This window comes from uncultured Microbulbifer sp., from assembly GCF_947498635.1.
Lineage (GTDB): Bacteria > Pseudomonadota > Gammaproteobacteria > Pseudomonadales > Cellvibrionaceae > Microbulbifer > Microbulbifer echini.
Map to the genome: position 1 here is coordinate 1 of NZ_CANMKV010000100.1, position 1200 is coordinate 1200.

Below are 1200 nucleotides of genomic sequence, written 5' to 3' on the forward strand. Positions count from 1 at the left end.
TGGGGTTTGGCTGCCGAGCGCGGTGAGCAGCTGGTCTTTGGCTTTTTCGGCGCTGCAGTCCATATCATCCAGACAGGATTGCATCACCGTGCTGTGGGCTTCGAAACCTTTAAATACGGCTTTAATCGTGTCTTTGCGTTGCTTTTCGTCGGCGGCAAATTGCGCTCTGGCATCGGCGGCAATTTGGGCTTTCATTTCTGGGGTGACCTCGGGCGCGGCGGTTGCGGCTGGCGTGGTGGAGGTGGAGGTGGAGGTGGTCATGGCTTGCGCTTCCTGGGTTTGGCTATGGGTTTGGTCTGGATTGCCTGCAACCGCAGACGGGAATCGAACGGGATCTGGCCCCTGCGCGACTAATGCGCTCACGGCTTGCGGGGTGTTTTTAAATTGATTCAGTAGCGCGCCATTGAAGCTGGCGGCCATCTCGATTGCGGCGGTGGTATCGGTGGCAAAACCGGCGGCTACCGCTTCGGCGCCGGTATACCAAGTCTCGTCGTCCATCACTTGGCTGATATCTTCGGCAGACATTCCGGTGCGCGAGGCGTACAAACCAATCATGGTGGTTTTGACTTTGGCCAGCAGGCTCTTGGTTTTTTCCAGAGCGCGTTCATCACCGCGCACACCGGCACTGGGGTTGTGCACCATGTAATAGGCGTTTTCAGCAATATGGACGGTATCCCCGGCGAGAGCGATCACACTGCCCATACTCGCGGCGATGCCTTCAATCCAGGTTTCCACCTCGGCTTTGTGATCTTTAAGCAGGTTGTAAATGGCGGTACCGTCGAACACATCCCCACCGGGGCAGTTGATGTGCAGATTGATCTTGCTGACATCACCGAGCGCTTTGAGATCGCGGGCAAAGTCTTTTGCGGTCACGCCCCAGTAGCCAATGGTGTCGTACAAATAGATCTCGGCTTCGCTGTTGTTGGCGGCAGCGGTCATGCTGTACCAGGATTTATTCGGCATGGCGGTCTCCTATTCAGACTCGGAGTCAGGTTCAGTATTTTCTGCGGGGACCGCAGCGCGTTTGCTTGGGGTGGTAATGCCGCTGGCTTTTAACTTCTGCTGCCAGGCGGCGGTTTGCTTAATCACATCGTCCGGCTTTTTGCCACGGCGGCGGATGGTTTGCTGCGGGCTGACCAGCACGTTTTCCAGCAGGGTTTCATCGGCGCTGGCTTCGTGGGAGGGATTAATCCAGGGCAT

General features: G+C 56.8%; 2 protein-coding genes. Both read right to left on the reverse strand.

Annotated elements, in window-relative coordinates:
• A partial coding sequence (locus tag Q1A69_RS19965) for a head maturation protease, ClpP-related (protein WP_299589633.1) occupies positions 1–963 on the reverse strand: 963 nt, incomplete at its 3' end.
• A 9-nt stretch (positions 964–972) separates the two neighbouring features.
• A partial coding sequence (locus Q1A69_RS19970) for a hypothetical protein (protein WP_299589636.1) occupies positions 973–1200 on the reverse strand: 228 nt, incomplete at its 5' end.